The 19736-nt window shown below is 44.1% G+C and carries 13 protein-coding genes; 4 read left to right on the top strand and 9 right to left on the bottom strand.

Annotation, left to right across the window (positions count from 1 at the left end):
• Positions 1-3 precede the first annotated feature (3 nt).
• The 6 genes from NYP69_RS03935 to NYP69_RS03960 all read right to left on the bottom strand — a co-directional run bounded on the left by NYP69_RS03935 (position 4) and on the right by NYP69_RS03960 (position 9817).
• Positions 4-1800, bottom strand: coding sequence for an ABC transporter ATP-binding protein (locus NYP69_RS03935; protein WP_473410623.1), 1797 nt, complete (start codon positions 1798-1800; stop codon positions 4-6).
• 1 nt (position 1801) lies between these two features.
• The gene (locus NYP69_RS03940; protein ID WP_473410624.1) at positions 1802-3628 is read right to left on the bottom strand and encodes an ABC transporter ATP-binding protein; all 1827 of its coding nucleotides are present in this window, start codon (positions 3626-3628) and stop codon (positions 1802-1804) included.
• Between the two features lie 242 nt (positions 3629-3870).
• Positions 3871-5619, bottom strand: a complete 1749-nt coding sequence (locus tag NYP69_RS03945; protein ID WP_415694887.1) for an ABC transporter family substrate-binding protein — start codon at positions 5617-5619, stop codon at positions 3871-3873.
• Between the two features lie 325 nt (positions 5620-5944).
• Complete coding sequence (locus tag NYP69_RS03950; protein WP_115757710.1) at positions 5945-7840, bottom strand: ABC transporter ATP-binding protein; 1896 nt, start codon at positions 7838-7840, stop codon at positions 5945-5947.
• A gap of 19 nt (positions 7841-7859) precedes the next feature.
• A complete protein-coding gene (locus NYP69_RS03955; RefSeq protein WP_004132192.1) occupies positions 7860-8807 on the bottom strand; it encodes an ABC transporter permease in 948 nt (315 codons plus the stop codon).
• A gap of 26 nt (positions 8808-8833) precedes the next feature.
• On the bottom strand, positions 8834-9817 hold the full coding sequence (locus NYP69_RS03960) for an ABC transporter permease (protein WP_415694886.1): 984 nt from the start codon (positions 9815-9817) through the stop codon (positions 8834-8836).
• 485 nt (positions 9818-10302) lie between these two features.
• Here NYP69_RS03960 and NYP69_RS03965 point away from each other — a divergent pair, with 485 nt between their 5' ends.
• On the top strand, positions 10303-11745 hold the full coding sequence (locus tag NYP69_RS03965; RefSeq protein WP_473410626.1) for a C1 family peptidase: 1443 nt from the start codon (positions 10303-10305) through the stop codon (positions 11743-11745).
• Positions 11746-12716: 971 nt separating this feature from the next.
• Here NYP69_RS03965 and metG read toward each other — a convergent pair.
• Positions 12717-14582, bottom strand: a complete 1866-nt coding sequence (gene metG / locus NYP69_RS03970) for a methionine--tRNA ligase (RefSeq protein ID WP_020757829.1) — start codon at positions 14580-14582, stop codon at positions 12717-12719.
• Between the two features lie 383 nt (positions 14583-14965).
• Between metG and NYP69_RS03975 the strand changes: the two genes are divergently transcribed.
• Both NYP69_RS03975 and NYP69_RS03980 read left to right on the top strand, forming a co-directional pair.
• Positions 14966-15727 (top strand): hypothetical protein, encoded by a 762-nt coding sequence (locus NYP69_RS03975; RefSeq protein WP_128832168.1) that lies wholly within the window; start codon positions 14966-14968, stop codon positions 15725-15727.
• Positions 15717-15995 carry a variant leucine-rich repeat-containing protein gene (locus NYP69_RS03980; protein WP_020757442.1) on the top strand — a complete coding sequence of 93 codons (279 nt, stop codon included), beginning with the start codon at positions 15717-15719 and terminating at the stop codon, positions 15993-15995. The genes NYP69_RS03975 and NYP69_RS03980 overlap by 11 nt, the downstream gene beginning before the upstream one ends.
• A gap of 88 nt (positions 15996-16083) precedes the next feature.
• Here the strand turns inward: NYP69_RS03980 and rsmI are convergent, their stop codons facing one another.
• Positions 16084-16989 carry a 16S rRNA (cytidine(1402)-2'-O)-methyltransferase gene (gene rsmI / locus NYP69_RS03985; protein ID WP_020757443.1) on the bottom strand — a complete coding sequence of 302 codons (906 nt, stop codon included), beginning with the start codon at positions 16987-16989 and terminating at the stop codon, positions 16084-16086.
• A 185-nt stretch (positions 16990-17174) separates the two neighbouring features.
• Between rsmI and NYP69_RS03990 the strand changes: the two genes are divergently transcribed.
• Positions 17175-18017, top strand: coding sequence for an alpha/beta hydrolase (locus tag NYP69_RS03990; RefSeq protein ID WP_473410627.1), 843 nt, complete (start codon positions 17175-17177; stop codon positions 18015-18017).
• 172 nt (positions 18018-18189) lie between these two features.
• On the opposite strand, the gene NYP69_RS03995 is transcribed toward NYP69_RS03990, so the two are convergent.
• On the bottom strand, positions 18190-19707 hold the full coding sequence (locus NYP69_RS03995) for a formate--tetrahydrofolate ligase (protein WP_473410628.1): 1518 nt from the start codon (positions 19705-19707) through the stop codon (positions 18190-18192).
• Positions 19708-19736 lie beyond the last annotated feature (29 nt).

A 19736-nucleotide genomic window follows, 5' to 3' on the forward strand; every position in this document is an offset into this window, starting at 1 on the left:
CGCTTATTGAATCGCCGCACTAATCGCAGCGTATTGCGATTCCACAAGCCTGTAATACGCACCTTTTTGCGCCATAAGTTGCTCATGGCTTCCGCGCTCCACGATTTGCCCATGGTCAATCACGCAAATCAAATCCGCATTCTCGATTGTAGAAAGCCTGTGTGCAATCACAAAAGAAGTGCGATTTTTAAGCAATTGAGCTAATCCTGCTTGCAAAGCTTCTTCTGTACGCGTATCTATATTGCTTGTTGCTTCGTCTAGGATTAAAATTCGCGGGTCTGCTAAAAGAACGCGCGCAAACGATATAAGCTGCCTTTGTCCTGCAGAAAGAGTGGCTCCTCGCTCCTCAATTTCCGTATCGTAGCCATTAGGCAATTCTTCAATAAACTCGTGAGCGTTAACTACTCGAGCCGCAGCCTCAATCTCTTCGTCCGTTGCGTCAAGCTTGCCGTATCGAATGTTTTCTTTAACAGTTCCGCTAAATATAAAGCTATCTTGAAGCATAACTCCCATTTGCTTTCGCAAAGATGCTAACGTTATTGAACGCACATCGTAGCCATCAATGGTGATTGAGCCTTCGGAAACGTCGTAGAATCTAGAAAGCAGGCTTACAAGCGTTGTTTTACCTGCTCCAGTAGGGCCTACAAGCGCAACCGTTGTTCCAGGCTCAACATGCAAGTCAACTAAATTCAAAATCGGCTTTCCACCCTCTTCGTAGCGAAAAACAACATCGTTTACGTCAACCTTGCCTTTAATCTGCGGCAATTCTTTTGCATCTGGCTTATCTACAATATTTGGCTTAATGCTTAGAGTCTCAAAAATACGCTCCAAATACACTGAGCATGTTACAAGTTGCGTGTAGAAGTTACCAATGTTTACAACTGGCTCCCAAAAAGTGCTCGAATACCACACAAATGCTATAAGCGTACCCGTGCTTATGTTCATACTGCTTGCGTTTGTTATGCCAACATAGTAGAGCAGCGAAATTGCTGCACTTTCAATAATCGAAGCTCCTGGCCAAAGAAGCATTTGCACTCTAACGTTTCGCATCCACGCTTTTCTAACTCCCGACTGCTGATCTTGGAATGTAGCGTATTGTTCTGATTCGCGCGCAAAAGTCTGAGTGGTTTTTACGCCTGCGATTGATTCGTGCAAATATGCGTTAAGATTGCTTTGCTTATTCGACAATTTTTTAGACGCTTTTCGTTGCAAAATCTGTAAAGTGCGAGTCCAGATTATAAAAACTGGGAATAATACAAGACTCCACAACGCCATTCGCCAATCTATAGAAAACATTGCGATTAACGTAATGATTAGCACAAAAACATCGGAAAATACGTTGATTAAACCAGACGAAAGCGTGTCGGAAAGCGTATTAATGTAATTTACTATGCGAATCAAAATCTTGCCGTGTGGGCGCGAATCGAAGTAATCAAACGATAACGATTGCACGTGCGTAAAAATATCGCGACGCATATCTTTAATTACCATTTGACCAAGTCGCGTAATAGCAAGCGTTCTGTAGGCTAGCCCAAGCTCATACAGCACAATAAGCACGCCAAACAATGCAATAAGCGCGTACAAATAAGAAACGTTTTTATTAGGCAAAACTACGTCTATAAGTGTTTTTGTAATCATTGGAGTTACTGTCATAATGCAGCTTCCGCTAATAACAACTAAAACTATTTTGACTAATTGCCATGCGTACGGCTTTATGTATTTGCGAACGCGCATAAGCTCGTGTAAATTTACGTGCTCTTCTTGGCTTTCGTCTTCTCTATAAGTGTTGCGCTGCGCCATTCTACTCCCCCTTAGCCTCGTGTGAATCTTCAAATCCCAAAGCTTTGCCTGTTTGCATACCAAGCTGCTTTTTATAGATTTCCCAATATCTTCCATGCGACGCAACAAGCTGCTCATGCGTTCCGCGCTCTACAATTTTGCCGTGATCTAGCACAACAATCATGTCTGCGTCTTTAACAGATGAGATTCTGTGCGCAATTGTGATTACTGTTCGCAAGCCGTCTAGCTTTTTTAGCTCTTTTTGAATATGCTCCTCAGTTTCCATGTCTACTGCAGAAGTTGTATCGTCCATAATCAAGATTGCAGGATTGTTTGCTAGCGCGCGAGCAAGACTTAAGCGCTGCTTTTGACCGCCCGAAAGGCCAACTCCTCGTTCTCCTACAACAGTTTCGTAGCCTTCTGGCATGCTCATAATAAAATCGTCTGCATCTGCGATTCTTGCCATACGCCTAATCGTGCTATCTAATTCTTTGCAATTTTCCTCGTTTTGAGGCAAACCAAAGCCAATATTTCCTGCAATCGTATCGGAAAACAGGAATGTTTCTTGCGCAACTATGCTAACTTGATTTCTAACAATTTCTAGAGGCCATTCGCGCACGTCTTTTCCATCAATTAAAACGCGGCCGCGCGTAGGATCATAGAATCTTGCTATAAGACTTACAAGCGTTGACTTTCCAGACCCTGTTTCTCCTAAGATTCCAAGCTTTGTGCCTGCTGGAACATCTAAATCAATATCGCTTAAAATTGGCGAATCAAGATCGTCTGGGAACGCAAAATCAACGTGTTCAAAAGTTACGCGCCCCTTAACTTTAACGTTTTTTGCAGATGTAGATGGCAAATCAATATGCGATTCTTGCGTAAGAAGCTTACGAATATTTACGCATCCTGCGTTGAATCGCTGCCAATCATTAATAAGCCACCCAACCATTCTTACTGGCATGTGGAGCATCCAAAGAAAACTGTTAAACGTTACAAACGCGCCTAAAGTCATGCTTCCATTAAGCACAAGCCATCCGCCAAATCCTACTGTTACAAGCTCCAGCGCAAAGCCCATACCGTCCAGCCATGGCATGTATTTTTGCGTGTTTTTTGCAAGCGTAATATTGCGATTAAAGTAGTCTTCGTTGCAATCGTCGAATTTCTTTGTTTCAAAAGGTTCGCGAACAAAAGCTTTTACAACGCGATTGCCTTCAATGTTTTCTTCTACCATTGAATTCATGCGCGCAAACGATTCGCGAATCGCAAGGAACTTCGGCCTAGCATTCTTGCCCATAAGCTTTGCAAGCCAGAACAAAAATGGCGTAATCGCCATAAGCGCTAGAGCTAGCTGCCATTGGATTGAAAACATTATAATTAGCGCAAACACAAACATCACTACGCAATCCAGCGCCATATAAGATACCCAGCTTAAAATGTGGCGAATCGCATCCGTATCCGAAGTCATGCGGCTCATAATGTCGCCTGTGCGCGTGTGATTAAAGTACGTAAAGTCAAGTGAATGTAGCTTCTCGTATTCGTCGCTTACAAGGCGATACACGGCGTTTTGGCCGAATCTTTCCATTTGAAGCTGGTAAATATATCTTGAACCTACGCGAACAATCATCATTGCAACCATTAGCACGCATACGTTAAGAAGCAAGTCATGCTGTTTTCCAATAATGACTTTGTCTACAATAAAGCCAGAAAGCAGAGGCATTGTCATTGCCATTGTGTCGTTGATAGTAAAAAGAACTAGCGATACGCCTACTCTCCACATATCTGGCTTACAATATTGTAAAACCCAGCGCACATTGCTCGCGTCTTTGCGTTTACTTGGATTTACATACATGCGCTAGATTCTCCCTTATTTTTGACTTTGCGATTTATTTTTTTTATTAAGTTTTATTAAGTTTATACTATTTTTCTGAGTTTATTTTTGCGCGACTATTTTTGCGCGATTATTTGCTGCGGATTACACGCACGCGACTACGCGCAAAAGCATGTGGCGTGCAGCCCAAAGACCACACGCCACATGCTATAAGTTAAGCAATCAGCTTAGTAAACTTGCGCGAGTTATCGCTACAAATTTACTCACTTCTGCCAACCAATGTTTTCAACAAAAACGTTAGCATATCCAGCAGGACCGCCGTTAGCGAAGCCCTTCTTGTATGCCTGATAGGTTGGAGGAGCAGAAACTGGGAGTGTACCATACTCGGCGAAAGCCATGGACTCACCCTTGTTGGCCAATGCAGTCTGTTCCTTGTAATCGTAGGTCTTGCCAATCTTGGCTAGAACGGCATCAATCTTCTTGCTGCCAGTGCCAGTAAAGTTGGAATCGCTCTTAGAATCGTATACCTGGGAAGCGGATGCCAAGAAGCTCAATGGAGATTGGGAAACCCAAGCCATTGGAAGAACCTGGAAGTCGAAGGAAGCAACAGTCTTAGAGAACTTAGATGCAGGCTTGTTTACAGTCTTGCACTTCATTCCAGCCTTCTTCATCATGGCCTGGAATGCGTTAGCAAGAGCTGCCTGAGTGGAGTCATCGCCGAAGAAGGTAAATGTGAACTGAACGGTCTTACCATTCTTAGCGTAGTAACCGTCTTTGCCCATCTTGTAGCCAGCGGCCTCAAGAGTCTTCTTAGCGTTTTCTACGTTGAACTTACCATCAGCTGGGAGGTTGTTCTTGTAGCCAGCCTGGAACATGGAGAGAAGCTCCGAACCTGGCTGCTCGCTCTTCCAGTTCATACCCTGGAACTGAATCTTGTTGTAGGTGGCAACGTCGAATGCCTGGACAACGGCCTTACGCACGGCCTTGTCTTTGAATGCGCCAGCCTTTGCGTTTAAGTTAATAACACGAATCTTGGTGCTGTAGCCGTAACGGAGCTGAGCGCCCTTAACGCTACGAGCAGCCTTAACCTTATCCTTGGTGGAGATGGAATCCACGGAATCGATTTCGCCGTTCTGGAAGGCGTTCATTGCAGCGGTATCTTCCATACGCTTTACAACAACCTTGTCAAGCTTTGCCTTCTTGCCCCACCACTTTGGATTGCGCACGAAAACAACCTGATCTTCGGTTGCGGACTGAATCTCGAATGGACCTGCGCCCCACTCGTTGTGAGGATTACCTACCCAACCCTGGTTGAATACGGTTGGATCGGTTGCCTTTGGATGAACCAATGGAGCGAAAAGCAATTCCCAAGTTGCGCATGGCTTATTGTACTTAACGATTACTTGCTTAGGATTTGCGCCCTGCTCAACGGACTCAATGCAATCATAGCCTTCGTGAGATGGAACGGAGTATGCTTCGTTCTTGCCATTCATAACTTCCCAAGTGGCCTTGAAAGCAGTGTAATCAATGTCTGTGCCATCGTTCCACTTAGCCTTTGGGTTCAAATCGTACTGAACTACGAGTGGCTTGTCGCTAACCTTCTTAACAGAAGTAATGTAATCAGGGTTGTACTTAACCTTCTCGCCCTTAACGGTATCGTAATAAGGAAGCGATGGCTGGTAGAAGCCCCACAAAGTAGCCATGTAAGCAGTGTTACCATCGTTGGAAGCGTAGTTCCAGTTTGGACCCATGTCGGAAAGCGAGAACGTGTAAGTACCGCCATCCTTAACATTGTCACGAGGTTGTGGATTGTCGTAACGCTTGTCAACCTTAGGCATTGGAAGAGCGCCAGTGTAGGAAGTATCTACACCTGCGGCTGGCTCTTCGGTCATTCCGCCCTTAGCTTTATCTGCCGTAGTGGCGGTTGTACCACCACAAGCGCCGAGCAGCATTGCAACAGAAAGTGCAGCTGCGGCGAATACAGTTAATTTACCTGCATTAGTTTTTTTCATGATTCCTCTCATTCCCCAGAAATGATGTCCACTTTCTGGTATGTGTGTAGAGTATATCTAATCTTTTGACATTTTGTGTTACGACTTTTTTAACAAATGCTGAATTTAAACTTTTGTTACTTAAGATTTAATCCAGAAAAAAGAAAATTAAACACAGAAAACCGCAAAACAGAAAATTTTTTAGTTTATTTTGATTAAAAAACAAAATATATTACTTTTTTTAGAATTTATGCGCCTGTAACAAAAAATCGCGTGTGTCTTGCATAACACACGCGATCAAACTTGCCCTAAACAAAAGTTTAGGCGTATTCACAAAAGATTAGAATCAGACGCTTGCAACGTCATCAAACGAATCTTCTTCGTTGAGAATAATACGCTTGCGATTCTTCTCAATAACAGGATCTGGAATTGGCACAGCGCTAATCAAAGCCTTAGTGTACGGATGCTTAGGATTATCGAATACCTCATCCGTTTCGCCAGATTCAACAATGCGTCCGTGGTACATAACAGCAATTCGGCTAGAAATATGACGAACAACCGCCATGTTGTGAGCCACAAACAAGTAGGCAACGCCCAGCTTATCTTGCAAATCTTCAAGCAAGTTGATAATTCCAGCCTGAATAGAAACATCCAAAGCCGAAACAGGCTCATCAAGAAGAAGAAGCTTAGGGTTTACAGCCAAAGCGCGAGCAATAGCAATACGCTGACGCTGACCACCAGAGAACTGCGTTGGGAAGCGATCAACCTGATCTGGATTCAGCTCAACAAGCTGCATAAGCTCCGCAATACGCTGACGAATCTCTTCCTTCGACTTCTTTTGAACATGAAGAGGCTCTGCCAAAATATCGTAAACAAGCATACGAGGATCAAGAGAGCTCATAGGATCCTGGAACACGTATTGAATCTTAGAACGAAGCTCGCGACGCTGCTCTTTAGTCAACTTATCGTTAAGCTCGGTGCCGAAGACGGTAATAGAGCCAGCTTCTGGCTTCTTTAAGCTCATGATTTCCATCAAAGTAGTTGACTTACCAGAACCAGATTCTCCAACAAGAGCTACAGTTTCGCCTTCGCGAATCTCAAGGTCGATGCCATCAACAGCGCGAACTTCGCCAACCTTGCGTCGCAAGAAACCGCCACCTGTAATTGGGAATGTTTTAACTAATCCCTTAACATCCAAAACAACCTTGCGATCCTCGCGAGGAATGCCCTCAAACATTGGCTTAATCGTTTTTTCGGTTTCTGCATGAAGCATCGCGCGAACAGTTTCGCTTTCTGCCTCAAGGCCCATCATATCGCTGGTATCTCCACTCTTTTCTTCTGCAATCAACATATCCATTGTTGGCTTAGAGATTGGAGTTAAGCGGCGAGTACGCTTTTGATCAACGCGCGGAACAGCGCCAAGCAAACCGATTGTGTATGGCTGAGTTGGGTGAGCAAAAATCTCCTCAACGCTATTATGCTCAACCAAATGACCCGCATACATAACAATAACTTCGTCTGCAACGCCAGCAATAACGCCCAAATCGTGAGTAATGAAGATCATTGCGGCGCCAGTTTCTTTCTGAGCCTTCTTCAAAACATCCAAAACCTGAGCCTGAATCGTAACATCCAAAGCGGTAGTAGGCTCATCAGCAATAATAATATCTGGGTTGTTAGCAATTGCCATTGCAATCATAACGCGCTGACGCATGCCGCCAGAAAACTCATGAGGGAACGCCTTTAAGCGCTCAGCTGGCTTAGTAATACCAACCAAGTTAAGAAGCTCAATAGAGCGATCGCGAATCTGCTCTTCGGTCATATTTGGATTATGAATAACCAAAGCTTCCTTAAGCTGATCTCCAATAGAGAACACTGGAGTTAAAGCAGAAAGAGGATCCTGGAACACCATTGCAATGTTCTTACCGCGAATCTTACTCATCTCTGCATCAGACTTTGTTAAAAGCTCTTCGCCCTTATAAACAACAGAACCCTTAACAGAAGCATTCTTATCTAGCAAGCCCATAACAGCCAAAGAAGTAACAGACTTACCAGATCCAGATTCGCCAACAATACCAATTGTTTTGCCGCGATACAAATCAAAGTTCATATTGCGAACAGCGTGGACTGTACCAGCTTCCGAAGCAAAGCTAATTTGCAAGTTGCGTACAGAAAGAAGTGGTTCGTTGTTCTGATTTTCCATTGCAAAGTCTTCCTTAATTGCGTTATTACCCATATCAGTCATGTTTAAACCTCCACAAGCCTTACTCGGCCTTACCAACAGACCTAGAATATGGATCAATCGCATCGCGCAAGCCATCTCCAATAAGCTGAACGGAGAAAGTCAAAACAACCAAAACCGCAGAAGGAACCAAAAGAACCCAAGGAGATGTCATAACGCTACTTTGACCAACGTTAAGAAGAGTACCCAAAGAAGTATCTGGAGCCTTAATACCAAGACCCAAGAAGCTCAATGCTGTTTCGCCATTGATTGCGCCGATAACACCAAGAACCGTGTTAATAATCAAAACGGAACCAAGATTTGGAACAAGATGGCGAACAATAATGCGGAACGAAGAAACGCCTTCAAACTTAGCGGCACGCACATATTCGCGTTCGCGCAAGCTCAAAGTCAAAGTTCTAAGCGTACGAGCGTAACCAATCCAGCCAAAGGAAGTCATGCCAAACGCAAGCCACAACCAATCGTTGCCGCCAGTAGCAGAGCTAACAATCAAAGCAATAAGCAAGAAGGATGGAACAATCAAAAGCATGTCTAGAAGCCACATGCCAACCTGCTCAAACCAACCTTCAAAGTAAGAGATAGCAGTACCAACCAAAGCAGCAATAATCGTAATCGAAATGGAGCTTACAATACCAATAGAAAGCGAGCGACCAAGTCCGCGAACAACCATTGCATACATGTCTGATCCGCCAGGCGTTGTGCCAAGCCAATGTTCGGCGCTAGGAGGAGTTGCAAGAGCTGTAAAATCAGGCTCGTCGTAGCCCCACTTGCTAATCTTAGAGCCAAACAAAGCAAGAAGAATCAAGAGAACAAGTAAAACTAAGCCAACAACAGCGGATGGACGCCTAAAGAAGCGGCGCGTATAAAGCGTTATTTTGCCTGTGCGCTTAAAATTACCCCAAGAATTAGCAGTTGCCTTCTTATCAGCAGCAGACTCTTGAGCCTTTGAAGATACATCTTTTTTACTCATATCAATACACCTACACTATTGCGCAATTAGCTCAAACGAATACGAGGATCAAGCCAAGCGGAGAAGATATCTGCCAACAAGGCCCCGGCCAAAGTACACACGGCTCCGAACGCAGCAATAGCAACAGAACCATTAATGTCGTTATTAGAAATAGTTTGTACGAAGTAGCTACCCAAACCGTTAATTGCAAACACGGTTTCGGTAATCACAGCGCCCGTAAACACGCCTGCAATAGAGAAGGCAACGTCTACGGCAGTAGGAATCAAAGAAGTACGCAAAGCGTGACGACGAATAGCCACATTTAGAGGCAAACCCTTAGCGCGAGCAGTACGAACGTAATCAGCATTCATAGTGTCGAGCAAATAGGTGCGCTGCGTAAGATGGTAGCCAACCATGCCAGGAACAGTCATAACAATTGTTGGCAAAATCAAATGTTGCAAGAAGTCAAGAATAAAAGCAACAGGATTAGAACCCTGGTAGGAATGTAATCCAGTAACAAAGAATAAACGAGAACCAGCAGCGTTGTTAATGCTAATCGCAGCTAAAACAATAAGTAATCCAAACACGGCGGCTGGAACAACAAGCAAGAACGTAGCAATAGAGTTAAGAACCCTGTCTTGCCACTTATATTGGCGAATAGCAGTATAAACGCCAACGCTAACGCCTAAAACAATGCCAAGAACAGTTGCGCAAGTAACCAGCTGCACCGATGCGCCGATTCGCGCTGCAATCGCAGGACCAACAGGTGCTTGTTCTGGGCTTAATCCCCAATCCCAACGAGTAAGAACACCAGTAATCCAACGCAAATACCTTGTAATAACTGGAGTTTGGTCATTAATGTTTGCCAAATCCAAAGAACGGTTAATTGAAGGAATTGGTGGATGCGGATGCCTAGACATATAGTTCGATCTCGGATCCATAAATGCACTTGCCAAGAAATACGTCATGGATACGGATACAAACAGCATCACAACATAATTCAGGCATCGTTTAACGATGTATCGTATCATTGTGACTCTTTTCTACGTCTAAACATTGTTACCTCCATCTGGTAACTGCAAACTTACGCTTGCACACTGCCATCATTTAATCACTAATTAAAAAGGCAAATCATAAGCGTTTAAGGCACACTTAAGCAAGCCCTAATAATTTGGACGTGTAATTAGTATATTTTTAGCTAACCTATGTACATTGCTTAAAATAAACATGTAATAACACGTAATAAATAGTAATCTTAACCAAAATTAATACATAAAATTAGCAAAATATCAAAATATTTAACGAAATTACTTAAAATTTACGAAAATTAGTCGCGCAAATCGCCATAAACGCATAAAAATAGCATGTTTTACATAAACGAAACGCGAAAACTCACGAAAACTAGCGAACACTCACAAACACTCGCGAACAATTGGAGCCGCGCAAAACGCGACTCGTGCATTGAGCAAGCTACAATAACGCTTATTCACTGTTTTTAACAAAATAAAGGAGATATATGTCTGAAAACGTAAAAGCCGTTACACTAAACGACGTGCGCGAATATTCTAAGCATTTTAACGAACAGCGCGCAAATCGAGTAGCAGCAAACGCTTCGGTATCGAGCGGCGTTCTTAAAGCAGCAACAAGCTACCAGGGTCAGCGCGAGCTTCCACGCGAATTTTCTGTAGAACTAAAGCAAGGAACAATAACAAACCAACAGCATTCTGGACGTTGCTGGATGTTTGCATCGCTTAACACTTTGCGCTACGAGCTTATGCATAAGTGGAATCTAGAAGACTTTGAGTTTTCCGAAAGCTACTTGTTCTTCTGGGACAAGATTGAAAAAGCAAACGCATACTTGGAAAACGTTTTGGCGACTTTAGATGAGACATTAGATAGCCGAATTTTTGAGAGCATTAACTACGGTCCGATTGACGACGGCGGATGGTGGCAAATGTTCGTTAACTTGGTAAACAAGTACGGACTTATGCCAAAGAGCGCATACCCAGATTCGCAAAACGCTACCGATTCCGAAGCATTCGTGCAATACATTAATAGCAAGCTTCGCGAGTTTGCATGCGAATTGCGCGAGGCACACAAGAATGGCACTTCTATGGAAGAGTTGCGAAAAATGAAGATTCGCGACTTGGAAACCGTATACCGCATGACTGCAATCGCACTAGGCGAGCCACCAGAGCGTTTTGACTTCTTTGCGCGCACTAAAGATGACGACGACAAGAAGGACGATAAAAAGAGCGGCGAAAATAGTGAATCTAAGGGCGGCGAAAAGAAGGACGATAAGCCAAAGAGCGGCAAAGACGATCGCCCAATGATTTGCGAATACGGCATTACACCCCTCGAGTTTGCAAAGAAGTACGTGCCGGTAGACGTAAACGACTTTGTAAGCTTGTGCAACTCCCCAATGGAACGCACTCCGTTCAACAAGCTCTACCAACTCAAGTACACAACAAACGTTGCGGAGACTAAGGAAATGGAGTTTGCAAACGTTGCGCTAGAAGTGTTCCGCAAAGCCGCTGTGGATCAGCTAAAAGACGGACACCCAATTTGGTTCGCTTGCGATTGCACGCAATTCTCGCTAAGGCAAGAGGGCTTCTTTGACCCAGCAGTTGTGCGCGTAGACGAGCTATTCGATGTAGAGTTTACATTCGACAAAGCTAAAGGTTTGGAGTATATGGATTGCCCAGGCAACCACGCAATGACCTTTACTGGCGTAAATCTTAACAAAGATGGCGAGCCAGACCGCTGGAAGATTGAAAACAGCTGGGGCAAAGATAACGGCGAAGACGGATACTACGTTGGATCCGCTCAGTGGTTTGACCGCTACGTTACCGAAATCATTATTAACAAGAAGTATCTTGATGAAGCAACGCGAGCCATACTGGATCAAGAGCCTGTAATGCTTGACCCATGGACGCCACTTACAAAGCGCTGCCGCTAAACTTTATTTAGCACACGCTGATTTACAAACGTAGATTGCATTCGCAAATTACAAATGCAATCTGCGTTTTTTGTTTTATTCGCTTCCATATTTGGGGTTGTGCGCTTCCCTATTTGGTGTGTAGGAGGGCTGCGAATCGACTTGCATGGGCGCTTTGACTGAGCTTGAAATTGCATAACGCATTTCAAGCTCCTTCAAAGCGTGATTTGGCTCAAATGTAAAGTCCACTGGACTTTACATGCCAAATCAGCCGAACGGCTACTAATAGCCGTGAGGAATAGCGTAGCGCGCGAATGCACTTCGATTCGCTGAGCCGCTCAAGGCAGAAGCACTGCTTCTGCGCGGCGAAGACGTTCGCGCGCTTAGACCGCGCGAACGATTGCCTGCCTGAATACAATTCCTTACCTGGTATTGCGCGAGGTTTGAGTATTTCTCTCCTCGCAAATCCCGTCGCTACGCTCCTCTTTTATTGCTCGTAGAGAAATACATCAAACCTTCTGAATGTCTAGAACTTTTGCGTGGTTTTTATCACCGAGATTCTCGATTTTTCTTCTTCATTCGATGAATCACCATCAAAGATGCTGAGGTTCATCTCATTCAGTGCGAAAAATCTCGAATCTCCACCTAGCTTTGCGTAATCATGTAGTGCGTTTGTAGCTGATTCACAGAGTTTTGAGCAACATTTTCGGGAAGTGTGAGTAAGCAGCAAGAGCTTGAAAAAGATAAAAAGAAGCCCGGTGGGAAAGAGAAAACCCACCGGGGCAGAGAGAAAGAGAGAAGAAGGTTTCAGTTATGGGGTTCGCGAACGAACCTCACTGATGGAAGAACCATCAGCAATATTCATTATAACCACATTTTTCTCGCAAAACACGCATATAAACTAAAAATTTCCTGAAAATTTTTTCGTATTCCTGGCAGTATGCCAATTTTTTGTTACATACGTCACTATGCCTTAAAATTTTCCGCTAAAATCACTCAGATTCCAACGATTTTTTAGCTGCAGCCAATCTTTCTTCGTCAGCTTTACGACGAGCAGCAAGAGCAGACTCAAAACGCTCAAGCTCCTCATCAATCGCCTCTTTAGGAATCTTGGCAAAAATCGGAGTTGGCTTAGCAACAGGAGTACCAGTAACCAACGGCTCACTTTCCCATGGATGAACAGTTTTTCCAAGCTCATAGTCGCCAGTAATAATCGGGTACTTAAAATCTGGATTATCTAAGTCGCTCACCTCTTCGATTCTTGGAAGCGGCGAGAACACTCCCGTTCCACCAAGAGCTTCCCAAACTTTTTGCGCAGAATGAGGCAAGAATGGAGCAAGCAAATGATTAGCGTCCGAAACAGCTTGTGCAGCAACATGCAAAACCGTTCCAAGACGAGACTCGTCATCCTTAATCTTCCAAGGCTCCGTAGCAGAAATATACTTGTTGATATCCGACACAACGCGCATAGCCTCATTAAGAGCATTCTTTTGATGATGACGCTCAATCAAACCACCAACAATCTCAAAAGCATTAGAAGTTTGATCCAAAAGCGCACGGTCCATATCTGTCATTGAATTTTCATCCAACGGCGGAATCTCTCCAAAATTCTTATTAATCAAATTTGCAACACGATTAACAAGATTGCCCCAACTTGCTGCAAGCTCCTCGTTATTGTGACGAACGAACTCTGCCCAAGTAAAGTCGGCGTCAGAATTTTCTGGACCCGCAACGGAAATGTAGTAGCGCACAGCATCCACTGGGTAGCGCGCCAAAATGTCTTTAACATAAATCACGATTCCGCGCGAAGAGCTGAACTTCTTGCCTTCCATGGTCATAAACTCGGAAGCAACAACCTGCTCTGGCATGTTAAGTGGGCCATAAACGCCAGCCTCGCCACCTTTAGAGCCAGCGCCGTTATACGCAAGCATCTCTGAAGGCCAAATTTGAGAATGGAAAGTAATGTTATCTTTGCCCATAAAGTAGTAGCCAGGAGACTTAGGATCGCACCACCAATCGCGCCAAGCGTCTGGCTTGCCCTGCCTACGCGCCCACTCAATGGATGCAGACAAGTAGCCAATAACGGCGTCAAACCACACGTACAAGCGCTTATTTGGGTTATCAATCCAGCCTTCTACAGGAACTGGAATGCCCCAATCAATGTCTCGCGTAATTGCTCGAGGCTTAACTTCCTTAAACAGACCAATTGAGAAGTTAATAACATTTGTACGCCAACCATCCCTGGAATTAAGCCACTCCAAGTTTGCGTTTGCTAAAGCAGGCAAATCGAGGAAGTAATGCTCTGTTTCTTCAAATCGCGGAGTTTCGCCGTTAATCTTAGAAACAGGATTAATAAGCTCGTCTGGGTCTAGCTCGTTCCCGCAAGCATCGCACTGATCGCCTCGCGCGCCGTCCGCTCCACAAATCGGGCAAGTGCCCTCAATATAGCGGTCTGGAAGAGTGCGGCCTGTAGAAGGCGAAATCGCAACCTTTTGAGTCCCCTTGTAAATATAACCATTCTTAAGGCACTGGCGGAACATCTCTTGAACAACATGCTCATGATTTGCCGTTGTTGTGCGCGTAAATAAATCATAGCTTAAGCCTAAATCGCACAAATCTTTAGTAATCACGCGATTATATCGGTTTGCAAGCTCTTGCGCACTCACGCCTTCTTTATCTGCCTCAACCAAAATCGGCGTGCCGTGTTCGTCTGTTCCAGAAACCATAAGCACGCTGTTTCCCTTCATGCGCTCGTAACGCGCGTATACGTCGGAAGGTACACCAAATCCTGCAACGTGACCAATATGACGAGGGCCATTTGCGTAAGGCCATGCAACATTCACCAAAATATGACTCATAGCCAAATATTATCTTGTTCAGCGAGGACACATTAAATAATACACAGAAAAATCACACTAAAAAATCGCTATAAAAATCACATAGCAAAGTAGATAAATCAAGAATAATCACGTGTAATCAATCACAACTACACACAATCGCAAGCCACATTTAATCACATATGATTTAGTCACATATAGTCACATTTTTTTATGTAAAAAACTAAAAATCCACTTTTCCACAATTACAAAAAATCGAGTAGACAAAAAAGTAAAACACGATATTGTGTATAAAACTTAGAAAATTAAAACCTAGAGCAGCAGAACACTACAGAATTACAGCACTAAAACATTACAGCACTAAAGAGTTGGCACATTAAGCACATTACACAGAAAGGAGAAACATGAGCACTTCAACGTTGAACAAAAAACGCACAATACACAATGACGAAAAAAATAAAAAAGCAATAAAAGACTACAAAAGACGCAAAGAATACAAAACTCGCGAAGAATACGAAGACTACAAAAACTACAAAGACTACAAAGACTACAAAAACGAAGAGATGATTTTATTTTCGGAAAAACAAAACGAGGAGCTGCCTATTCTTATAGACACAAAACACCTACCAGGGCCACTAAGCATGAAGAAACTGTGCAATTTTGGAGCATTCAACAACGTTTCAATACGCACTGGATTTACGCAATCTACCGCAAAAACCCCAGAAGGACGATGCAACGTGCTAAAAAATCTGCTTCCAAACGGAACGGTGGCATGCGCATTTACAGCATCTTGGATTTGGCTTGGCGGAAAAATCCCAAACATACTAGAGATAATATCCAAAAGTCATTATCGAATAAAGCCGTACGATCACCGACTACAAGTGTTTAGAAGAAAACTAATGAAAAAAGAACAAAGGGTGATTAAAGACTTGCACGTAACTTCTCCAGCGCGAACTATTTGCGACATTGCACTAACGCCATCAAAAAACATTTACGAAGAAATAAGAAGAGTAGATACTGTGTGCGAATTGGCGCAAAAATACAACACCAGTTTTAAAGATTGCGAAAAAATCATAGACAGCAATCCTTATTTTCCAGGAGCTGCGAAGGCAAAAGAGTGGATTAAATACATAATAGACAAGGACAATATTCTTTATGACTATTAGAGAAAATATTAAGAATTATAAAGCGAGCGCAATGCCGCCAAAACCGCCAATTGTGCTCACTGCGCAAGTCGCGTGCTGTGAAAACACAAGCAAAGACGTGCTATGGCATATTGCTAAGAACGTGCCTGAATTAAGAAAATGGGTTGTTGCAAACCCAGTCGCGGACGCAAAAATGCTGGAATACATATCTCAGCAAGGAGGGCCAGGCGTTAAACAAAGTCTAGATGTGCTTTTAGAAGCATACGAATATGCAAAAAATGGGGATTAATTGCTGCTTAATTTTCCACATTTGCACATTTTTTGCTTTTATTGATACAACTTTTGCACATTTGCACATTTTTTGCTTAATTTCCTATTTAGTTGTCCACATTTTCCTTGATTTTTAAGCAAGCTGCATAAACTTCTTTACGATTAGCAAAAGAGCCGTCTGAAAGAGGATTTTGTGAAACAACTCGAGTTATAGCATCTTTGATTCGCAAGCCCTCGTTTTGTGAAAGATCGCAAGCCATTTTAGCAAGCTGATCCACGCTTAAATCGACGCTTTGTTGCGCAACATCACTTTCGCTAGCGCCCGAAAGTACAAGCACAATCTCGCCACGAGGAGGATCATTTTCTACGCTTTTTGCAATCTGCTCAATAGTTCCACGACGCACTTCTTCAAAATCCTTAGTAAGCTCGCGGCACAACGCCATTTTGCGATCTGCTCCAAAAACTGCAAGAAGAGCTGCCATTGACTCCGCAATCCTGTGCGGCGCCTCGTAAAACACGATTGTTCGCCTCTCTAAAAGAAGCGAGCGCAAATGCTGCATGCGCTCCCCCGACTTGCGCGGCAAAAAGCCTTCGTAGCAAAAACGGTCTGTTGGCAGGCCAGAAAGCGCCAAAGCATCCAACACGGCACTCGGTCCAGGCGCGCAAGTAACAGGCAAATCGCGCTCTATTGCGCGGCGAACAATCGCAAGCCCTGGGTCGTTAATCGTAGGCATGCCAGCGTCGGAAACAACAAGAACAGTGCTGCCTTGCTCAACCTTGTCTAGTAAACCATCTGCCTTATTGCGCTCATTGTGATCGTGATACGCAACAACTTGCCCAGAAACGTGCACGCCAAGGCGATTTGCAAGGTCGTAAAGCCTACGCGTATCTTCTGCTGCAACAATATCCGCAGTTTCTAGAAGATTAATTAAGCGCGCAGAAGCATCTCCCATATTTCCAATCGGAGTGGCCGCAAGAACAACTTTTCCTAAATTATCTTCTTCACTGCTCATCTTAAATCTCCTTATAAAACCTCTTAAGACTCTACACGAATTTATAAAATAACGCACATAATGCACACTAAAAATAAGATATTTGATTAGAATTATGCTTAAGTTTATGCTTAGTAATGCTTAAGTTTATGCTCAGTAATTATGCTTAACATAAATTGCAATCGCGCAAAACGAAAAGAGATACCATGAAGATTATAGAACGCCAAATTAAAGGCATTGATGGCAGTAACGCGCTTCTAACTGCATACGTTTTAGACGATAATTTAGATAGCGAAGGAGATCAAACGCGACCAGCAGTGCTGATTTTGCCAGGCGGCGGATTCTTGCGCGTTTCTAATCGAGAAGCAGAGCCTATTGCTATGAAGTTTGCTGCCGCTGGATTCCACGCTTTTGTTTTGCGATACTCGCTTGTGCCTAGCGCGCACCCTACTCAGCTTTTGGAAGCCGCAGAAGCGATGAGCTTAATTCGCGAAAACGCAAAAGAATGGCATGTAGATGCGCAAAAAGTGGCGATTATTGGATTCTCTGCAGGCGGCCATGTTGCAGCAAATCTTGCCACTAGCGTTAGCGACGATGTTGAAGAAGCAAATGGATATAACGCAAATAGCGTTCGCCCAAACGCTCTTATGCTTGCTTACCCTGTGATTTCTGCTGGCGAATACGCGCATAAGCCAACTTTCGACCGTCTTTTTGGAGACGTAGATTCCAGCACTCGCGCGCAACTCGTGGAGCAGCTTTCGCTTGAAAATCACGTTGATTCTAAGACTCCACCTGTGTTCGTTTGGCAAACGATTACAGACCAGACGGTTCCAGTTCAAAACTCGATTATGTTTATTAATGCTTGCGTTAAAGCTGGCGTAAGCGTGGAAGCACATTTGTTCCCTAAGGGTCCGCATGGCTTGGCTTTGGCGGTTAAAGAAACAGCTAAGCGCGATGAAAATGGCGCAGTGCTGCCTGAGTTTGTTCAGCCAGAAGTTCAGCAATGGATTGATCTTGCTTGCGATTGGCTGAATCGCACTTTTGCATAATCTAACTTCGATGCGCGCTTAGACCGCGCAAACGATTACCTGCCATGTAGTGCGTTTGTACCTAATTTACGGCGTGTCGCGATACAAACACACTACACAAACACACAAAACTGTAGTGTGTTTGTATTTGATTTTGATGTTTTTTGATACAAACGCACTACAGAAATTTTAATCACACGATTTTTGGCATAGGAGTTGTTAGTGAAGCTGTAAGGTTGACTTGCACAACCCCAGCTCCAGCATGAACTTCTACTTTTTTAAGCGTTACAGTGCGAGAATCCGCAGGCGCGTGATCGTCATCTGTCATGGTTGCTGGCGACTTTACAGCAACAAGAGCTAAGCTATCAAAATCAACACCAGCCTTATTGCACAAATCCTGCGCTTCCTTCAACGAATCAGCAAAACCTGCTTTGTCGATTACGCGCTCAACAGGCACACCATACGCCTCGGAGCAAAGCAGATTAATACGCTCGCGAAGCGACTTTCCGCGGCGGCTTTGCGGAACTTTCGTTTCAGCATCCGCAGTGATTACAGACACAAAATCGTCTAGCTGATCTGCCAATCCATCTCCGCCGTCTCGGAAAAGATTGCCAACAATCGGCTTACGGAATCCCAAAGTCTTAGCCTGCTCAAGCAAATCTGGAACCTGCCCATCTTCACCTTCCCACAAATTAATAAGAGGGAACGTAGGAATATTAAGCGACTCAAGGCGCGAAACGTGGAACGGGTAACGCCATGCAAGAGTTTCGTCATCTTGCCAAGTAGTTGCTCGAGTAACAACAACCGCAGCAGCAGGCCACTTTGCGCCAAACTCGCGAGCAGCAATATCTAGCCACTTTTGCGCACCAGCATCCGTTCCATACCCTGCCTCCACAACAACAACATCGTGTAGCGCGCAAGCCATCTCAACGCTCACAAGGCTTGGAATACCAAGCGAAACGTTGGCAAATGGCCCGCAATGAACGTAAATCGGAGAACCATTAATCGTCTCAGTTTTTGCAGGCTTTACAGCATCTGCAAGAATATTTGTGATTCGCCACAAGTCAACAAAATCACCAAATTTAACAGGATTCCCGTCTTTTGTACCAGCAATCATTGCAGCAACGCGATTTGCAATCTCTTCCATGCTTCTAGAAAGCACTACGATTTGCATAAGCTCACAAGTTGGCGTTAACACAACGCGCTCCGCAACCGTGCCCTTGCCAAAGTCAACAGCAATACTACGCAAAGACCTTGAAGGCACTTCGCTTACACGTGGCACTAAAATCGTGTCTAAAATACCCTCGTCAATCGCCTTTTCTGCAAAAGAAACAAGCAAATTTTGCGCGCATTCAATAGCCGCCATTTCTCCGCACAATCCCCAGTCAATCAACTCTGGGTGCGAAAGCGAGGACTTTCCGCCGCCGCTAGCGCCGCCTTTTGAACCAGCTGCAGTAATGCCCATGCTTGGCTGCCTCAAAACAGCCGCAGCATCTACTCCACGTTCGCGCAACGCGTCTACAAGCGCAATAGTGGTGGTTGTTTTGCCCTCTCCTCTAGAAGCCTTAAGAGGAGTATCAGCTGTAACGAGCAACACTTTACCGTGCTTTTTTTGCTCGCTTGGATTCTTCTTTAGATAATCCATAAATCCAAAAGCGTCGATTTTTTTAACCAATCCAAATTGTGCAGTAAACGAATCAAGAATGCTCATATTCCCCACTTTCATAAGCGAAAAGCCTA

The sequence above is a fragment of the Gardnerella sp. c17Ua_118 genome, assembly GCF_055804255.1.

Excerpts from the sequence above, each read along its gene's own strand:
- NYP69_RS03990 (WP_473410627.1), top strand. The coding sequence starts at position 17,175 with ATGAAGATTATAGAACGCCAAATTAAAGGCATTGATGGCAGTAACGCG.
- metG (WP_020757829.1), bottom strand. The coding sequence starts at position 14,582 with ATGAGTCATATTTTGGTGAATGTTGCATGGCCTTACGCAAATGGCCCT.
- NYP69_RS03980 (WP_020757442.1), top strand. The coding sequence starts at position 15,717 with ATGACTATTAGAGAAAATATTAAGAATTATAAAGCGAGCGCAATGCCG.
- NYP69_RS03965 (WP_473410626.1), top strand. The coding sequence starts at position 10,303 with ATGTCTGAAAACGTAAAAGCCGTTACACTAAACGACGTGCGCGAATAT.
- NYP69_RS03995 (WP_473410628.1), bottom strand. The coding sequence starts at position 19,707 with ATGAGCATTCTTGATTCGTTTACTGCACAATTTGGATTGGTTAAAAAA.
- NYP69_RS03950 (WP_115757710.1), bottom strand. The coding sequence starts at position 7,840 with ATGACTGATATGGGTAATAACGCAATTAAGGAAGACTTTGCAATGGAA.
- NYP69_RS03955 (WP_004132192.1), bottom strand. The coding sequence starts at position 8,807 with ATGAGTAAAAAAGATGTATCTTCAAAGGCTCAAGAGTCTGCTGCTGAT.
- NYP69_RS03935 (WP_473410623.1), bottom strand. The coding sequence starts at position 1,800 with ATGGCGCAGCGCAACACTTATAGAGAAGACGAAAGCCAAGAAGAGCAC.
- NYP69_RS03975 (WP_128832168.1), top strand. The coding sequence starts at position 14,966 with ATGAGCACTTCAACGTTGAACAAAAAACGCACAATACACAATGACGAA.
- NYP69_RS03940 (WP_473410624.1), bottom strand. The coding sequence starts at position 3,628 with ATGTATGTAAATCCAAGTAAACGCAAAGACGCGAGCAATGTGCGCTGG.
- NYP69_RS03945 (WP_415694887.1), bottom strand. The coding sequence starts at position 5,619 with ATGAAAAAAACTAATGCAGGTAAATTAACTGTATTCGCCGCAGCTGCA.
- rsmI (WP_020757443.1), bottom strand. The coding sequence starts at position 16,989 with ATGAGCAGTGAAGAAGATAATTTAGGAAAAGTTGTTCTTGCGGCCACT.
- NYP69_RS03960 (WP_415694886.1), bottom strand. The coding sequence starts at position 9,817 with ATGATACGATACATCGTTAAACGATGCCTGAATTATGTTGTGATGCTG.